This is a genomic window from uncultured Cetobacterium sp. (assembly GCF_947039425.1).
Lineage (GTDB): Bacteria > Fusobacteriota > Fusobacteriia > Fusobacteriales > Fusobacteriaceae > Cetobacterium_A.
In genome coordinates, this window is record NZ_CAMQYW010000096.1 from 1 (window position 1) to 6364 (window position 6364).

Annotated in this window: 6 protein-coding genes; 3 read left to right on the forward strand and 3 right to left on the reverse strand. The window is 29.8% G+C overall.

Annotated elements, in window-relative coordinates:
• On the reverse strand, positions 1-614 hold a 614-nt coding region (locus Q0V09_RS06315), incomplete at its 3' end, for a pyridoxal 5'-phosphate synthase lyase subunit PdxS (protein ID WP_297487733.1).
• Positions 615-818: 204 nt separating this feature from the next.
• Here Q0V09_RS06315 and Q0V09_RS06320 point away from each other — a divergent pair.
• The gene (locus tag Q0V09_RS06320) at positions 819-2006 is read left to right on the forward strand and encodes a putative manganese transporter (RefSeq protein ID WP_297487735.1); all 1188 of its coding nucleotides are present in this window, start codon (positions 819-821) and stop codon (positions 2004-2006) included.
• 38 nt (positions 2007-2044) lie between these two features.
• On the opposite strand, the gene Q0V09_RS06325 is transcribed toward Q0V09_RS06320, so the two are convergent.
• Both Q0V09_RS06325 and Q0V09_RS06330 read right to left on the reverse strand, forming a co-directional pair.
• On the reverse strand, positions 2045-2368 hold the full coding sequence (locus tag Q0V09_RS06325) for a hypothetical protein (protein WP_297487737.1): 324 nt from the start codon (positions 2366-2368) through the stop codon (positions 2045-2047).
• 16 nt (positions 2369-2384) lie between these two features.
• On the reverse strand, positions 2385-3590 hold the full coding sequence (locus tag Q0V09_RS06330; protein ID WP_297487739.1) for an SAM-dependent methyltransferase: 1206 nt from the start codon (positions 3588-3590) through the stop codon (positions 2385-2387).
• Between the two features lie 152 nt (positions 3591-3742).
• Between Q0V09_RS06330 and Q0V09_RS06335 the strand changes: the two genes are divergently transcribed.
• Positions 3743-5863 (forward strand): heavy metal translocating P-type ATPase, encoded by a 2121-nt coding sequence (locus Q0V09_RS06335; protein ID WP_297487741.1) that lies wholly within the window; start codon positions 3743-3745, stop codon positions 5861-5863.
• A 216-nt stretch (positions 5864-6079) separates the two neighbouring features.
• Positions 6080-6364, forward strand: a 285-nt coding sequence (locus tag Q0V09_RS06340) for a helix-turn-helix domain-containing protein (RefSeq protein WP_297487743.1), incomplete at its 3' end; no start/stop codon positions are given.

Consider the following 6364-nt stretch of genomic DNA (forward strand, 5'->3'; position numbering starts at 1 on the left):
ACAACAGGAAGTTTCTTATTTTGGTGTATATACTTAATAAGATCATATGGAGCACTAAACTCTTTAGCTATATTAAAAAGTTCATCTTCAGTGGCACTAGCAACTTTTGCTATATCCTCATTCATAGCTCTCATATGTTTTACAGCTTCAATAACATCACCAGTACCAGGTTCTCCCTTAGTTCTTATCATACTAGCACCTTCACATATTCTTCTAAGAGCTTCACCTAAATTTTTAGCCCCACATACAAAGGGAGTTTGAAATTTACTTTTATTAATATGGTATCTATTATCAGCTGGGGATAAAACTTCACTTTCATCAATATAATCTACTTTTAATGCTTCTAAAATTTGAGCTTCAACAAAATGTCCAATTCTAACTTTAGCCATAACAGGAATAGAAACAGCATTTTGAATCTCTTTTATCATCTGTGGGTCAGAAGCTCTTGCAACACCACCATCTTTTCTAATATCAGCAGGCACTCTCTCAAGAGCCATAACAGCACAAGCTCCGGCTTTTTCAGCAATAATAGCTTCTTTAGCATTAGTAACATCCATAATAACTCCACCTTTTAGCATTTGAGCTAAATTTTTGTTAAGTTCATATCTACACATAATATCACTCCTTGAAATTAGTTTTTGTTGTTAGAGGTATTATAGAATAAAAAAAAAGTATAATCAAAGTGATTTAGACTATTGTAGTACTACAATTTTACTAAAAAAGTGATATAATAAAAAAGCTTGAAAAAACTTGTAAAATACCTTAGAATATATAAAGGTTTGATTTACAAAATAAAATTTTAAAAAGGAAGTGGCAATGTGGAAATATTTCATTTAATCTATACAGCAGGGGCAGAGGCATTTTTAGGGGTTGGAGTTTTTGTGGCAATCTCTCTTTTAATTATTGGTATTATTGATTACAAGTTTAATGGGATAATTATAAGGACACTGGAAAAGAATAAAAAAAATCAGATATATTTAGCAGCTTTTTTAGGATTAACTCCAGGGTGTGGAGGAGCTATTCTTGTTGTTCCCATGTACGCTTTAGGAAGAGTTAGTTTTGGAGCACTTGTTACAGCTTTTATAACAACTATGGGAGATGCAGCTTTTGTATTAATGGTTGGAGATATGAAGGCATATATTTATATACTTGTAATAAGTGGAGTAGTTGGAATAGTTTCAGGACTTATAATAGACAAGTTTGAAATTGGAAAAGATCTTGTGAAAAATAGAGAGAAAGTAAAGGAGCAACTTGGAGATGATATTTTAGTTGAAGAGAAACTTCATGCAGGACATAGACATATTGGCCATGATAAAGGGGATATTGTAGATCAAGTATTACATAGTAAAAATACAAATAGATTTGTTTATAAACTTACTCATAAGTGGTGGTATAAAATATTTTGGACTTTTACAATTATTTGTTTACCCTTAGCTTATGAACATATGTTTCATGGACATGGAGCCAATGGAGAGCATATTCATGGACATGGACATGAGATCTTTGAAATTTTTGGATTTTTAGGGTTTATTTCATGTATAATTTATACTTTCTTAAGTAGAAAAATAGTGAAAAGTAGTGATTTTGATAAGGTTGAAAATAAATTAAACTCTTTAAAAGAAACTATGATACACAGTGCAGAAGAGGTTGCCTTTTTAGTATCTTGGGTATTTGTGGCCTTTTTCCTATATCAACTTCTTTTAATTGGAATAGGTGGAACAGAATCTTTAAAAGCTTTTATTTCTCAAAGTGGTTTTATTGTTGTAATAATAGCAACTTTAATTGGTTTAATACCTGGATGTGGACCACAGATTCTTTTGGCAGCACTTTATATTCAAGGGGTAATACCTTTTTCAGCCTTAATGGCAAATGCTATTTGTAATGATGGAGATGCACTTTTTCCTTTAATTGCTCTAAATAAAAAGTCGGCTTTAATGGTTACAATATATAATGTTATCCCATCATTAATAGTTGGTGGAGTTTTATATTTTCTTGAAAATATATAGAAAAAAAGATGGAAAAATTTTCCATCTTTTTTTGTTTCTTACATATCTTCTAAAAATTCCTCTAAATCACAAAGAGATTTTAAAAGTTCCAAATGAGTTTCATTAGCTGTTGTTGTAACTCTATTTATTTTAATAAAATCTTTATCTGCTAAAATTTGAGTATTTTCATTAATTTCACTTAAGGAAAAATCTTTTAATTTTTCCTGAACATCTTTAGTTGTAAAAACTATCTTCTCATTTTTTAGCTCTTTACCATTTGCAGCACACCCTAAAATTACAATCTCTTTCTCTTCATAAACATCTCCAAGAGCTTCATAATCTAAAAGTGCTTTAAAAATTTCAAGTTGTAAATCTTTGTTCATTGAGACCATCTCCTATTTATTTTGTAAGAAAGTATTTTTCAAGCAGTGAGTCTAAAAGAGGGTTTACACCTAAGAACTTAATATAGTTGTCATACTCTTTTCTCTTTTCAAGGAGTTTTTCTTGAGAAGGGTTTGATATAATCCCCTTTATAAGAATATTCTTTGGAGTGTGTTCCATATCTATAAACTCCATAACCTTTGTATTAAATCCACAAAGCTCTAAAGATAGAGCTCTTAGAGCATCTGTAGCTAAAGAACTAAATCTCTCTTGTAAGATACCGTGGTTTCCAAAGGGAGAAAGTACACCTTTTAGCTCAGTTGTAGATGATTTGTTTATTTTTTGATTTATTTCAGATTGACAACATGGAACAGCTAAAATAGCCTTAGCCTTAAGCTCCATTCCCTTAAGTAGAGAGTAGTCAGTGGCGTTATTACAAGCGTGTAATGAGAAGATCATATCTACACTGTCAAACTCATTAAACTCTTTAATATCACCTTTTAAGAACTTTAAATTAGAAAAATTAAGATCTGTTGCAATTTCATTACAGTGATCAATAACATCTTCTTTTAAGTCAAGTCCAATAACTTTAATATCCATATTTTTAATATTAGTTAAATAGTGGTATAGAGCAAAAGTTAAGTATGATTTTCCACATCCAAAGTCAACTATTTTCATAGTGTTAGAAACAAGGTTTTTCTCTTGAAGCTCCTTTAAAGTATCCTCTATAAATTCTAAATATCTATTTATCTGTCTAAATTTATTAAACTTATCCTTAGTTACAACACCTTCAGGAGTCATAACGCCTAGTCTAATTAGAAAAGGTATAGGGTTTGAACTATCTAAAATATAGTTTTTCTTTTTATTGTGCGAAAGAGATACCTCTTTTTTCTCAGTTGTTTTTCCCTTAATAGAGAATCCTTTTTTATTTTGAAGGATTTGATACTCTTTAGTAGAAGTGATAATAATAACCTGTTTGAAACTATCTAAAATCTCTGTTAAAAGGAGAATAGCTTCTGGTATAGATAGATTAGTGTGATATGCTTTATTATCCTTAAATTGTTCAAATTGAACAACAACTTCACCTTTTATTTCAAGGGGTTTTAAATCAATTTTTTTATATGGGTATGAACCCTTTAAATTAGATATTATACTTTTAATGAAAGTTTTCTCTGTAAAACTTTTTTTAAATATATCTAAGATATCTTCTTTGGTATTTTTCATAAATTTCTCCTTTAAACTAAATATCTAATATTATACTATTTTGGAAAAAAATATTCAAAATAATTTTTGACAAAATTAGTAAATTATGTTATTTTAAAAGAAGAGATATAGGGGGTAGGGGTATAAAAGAAAATAATAAAAGGAGATATACAATGAAAAGAGAGTACCAAATTAAAAATCTACATTGTGGTGGATGTGCTTCTAAGATACAATTTGAACTTGATAAAGTTAAAGATATAAAAGAGGTCAATGTTGATTTTTATACTAAAAAGTTAAAATTCACCTTAGCTTCAAATGATATAGATGAGAAAGAGCTATTTATTCAGTTAAATAAAATAGCAGATAGAGTAGAGCCTGGAACTGTATTTGTATATGAGGAAAAAGAGGAAGAGAGTCACGAGCACCCTCATGAACATGATCACGGAAATATGTTTTCTTCTAAAATTCAAATAGTTTTATTAAGTGTTGGAATTACACTGTTTATTGTTGGGTTAACTTTAGGGAAAAGTCTTCAAAAGGATATTATACTAACTGTAGCTTATGTTCTTTCTGGACATGATATACTTTTAAAGGCTTTAAAAAATATAAAAAGAGGAAAGTTTTTAGATGAGAACTTCCTTATGAGTATAGCTACTATTGGAGCTTTAGGGCTTAAGGATTTTGGAGAAGCTGCTGGTGTTATGATATTTTATAAAATAGGTGAGTATTTCCAAGATAGAGCTGTAAAAAACTCTAAAAAATCAATAGAGAAATTAATGAGCATAAAACCAGACTTTGCTAACTTAAAAGATGCAAATGGAAATACAGCAAAAGTAAATCCAAATGTTGTAAAAATTGGAGATGTAATAGTTGTAAAAGTTGGAGAGAAGATACCTCTTGATGGAAAGATTATAGCAGGAAGCACAACTATAGATAAGGCTGCACTAACAGGTGAATCTATACCAGTTCTTGCTGATGTTGACACTGAGGTTTTAAGTGGATCAATAAATTTAAGTGGATTAATAGAGGTTAAAGTTGAAAAAACTTACTCAAACTCAACAGTTAGTAGAATAATAGAGATGGTTGAAAGTGCTGGAAGTAAAAAGGCTGAGGCAGAGAAATTTATAACAAAGTTTGCTAGATACTATACACCAATAGTTGTTCTTTTAGCTCTTGTAATAGCTTTTGTCTTTCCACTTGTAATAGCTGGAGGATTTAAGTTATGGTTTAGTAGAGCCTTAATTTTCTTAGTTATATCTTGTCCTTGTGCACTTGTTTTATCTGTACCTTTAACATTCTTTAGTTCAATAGGAAAGGCTTCTAAAAGTGGTATTTTAATTAAAGGTGGAAACTATTTAGAGAGATTAAAGCATATTGATACTGTTGTATTTGATAAAACAGGAACTTTAACAGAGGGTAAGTTTAGTGTTACAAATATTGAAACTTTTGAAGTGGATGAGAAAACTTTAATGATGTATGCTAAAGCTGGAGAGTGCTACTCAAATCACCCAATAGGAAAGGCTATTTTAAACTATGGTGATATTGTAGTTAATGAGTGGGAGATACAAGGTCACACAGAAAAAGCTGGTTATGGAGTAAATACACTTTATAATAATGAACATGTACTAGTTGGAAATAAAAAATATATGATAGATAATAAAATAGAGGTTCCAAGTGACGAAAGTACTTATGGAACTGTTGTATATGTTGCTGTGGAAGGAAAACTAATTGGTAGAATATATGTAAATGATATTATAAAAGAGAGTTCACAAAAGACTATAGAGATTTTAAATAGTATGGGAATAGCAACATATATGTTAACTGGTGACAATGAGGGAACTGGTAGAAAAATAGGTGAGATATTAGGAGTAGACAGTGATAAAATATGCACAGGTTTACTTCCAGAGGATAAGGTTAAAAAGCTTGAAGAGATAAAAGCTAAAAGTAGCAAGGGTGTAATATTTGTGGGAGATGGAATAAATGATGCTCCAGTTCTTGCAATTGCTGATGTTGGAATCTCTATGGGTAAAATAGGAAGTGACATAGCAATAGAGAGCTCTGATGTTGTTCTTATGAATGATGATCCTGCTAAAGTAATAGAGGCCTTAAAGCTTGGAAAAGAAAATGGAAAAGTTGTTATGGAAAATGTTACTTTTGCTCTTGGAGTAAAGGTTGTTGTAATGGTTTTAGGAATTTTAGGAGTGGCAAATTTATGGCTTGCTATATTTGCTGATGTGGGAGTTTCTGTTCTTGCAGTATTAAATGCTTCTAAGATTTTAAAGGAAAAAAAATAAAAAAATCAAATTAAATTTATACGAGGTTTGCGTTACTAAAAAACAAATTTGTGTACAAGAATATCTCTTTTTGAGGATAAAAGAGATATTTTTTGTTGTTTTTTGAGAAAAAATATGATTGTTACTTTGAAGTACGTTATTAACTTTTTATAAATTATAGAGTATTCTAAAGAATATACTAAAAAATAATATTTTTTAGTAAAAGGGTGTGTAGTTATGAATAATTATAATTTAGGAAATACAATAAGTTTACTTATTGGAAAAAGAAAATGGGCTATTTTAGCTATTTGGGAACTAAAAAATGGACCTAAAAGATTTAGAGATTTAAAAGAGAAGGCTAATGGTTGTAGTGAAAAGGTTCTAAATGAAACATTAAAAGAATTAGTTCAAATGGGACTTGTAAAGAAAACAGTGTACGATGTATATCCGAGACACACAGAGTATGTATTGACGTATTTAGGAAATGCTGTTGTTCCAGTTATTTTAGAGATGATAACTTTT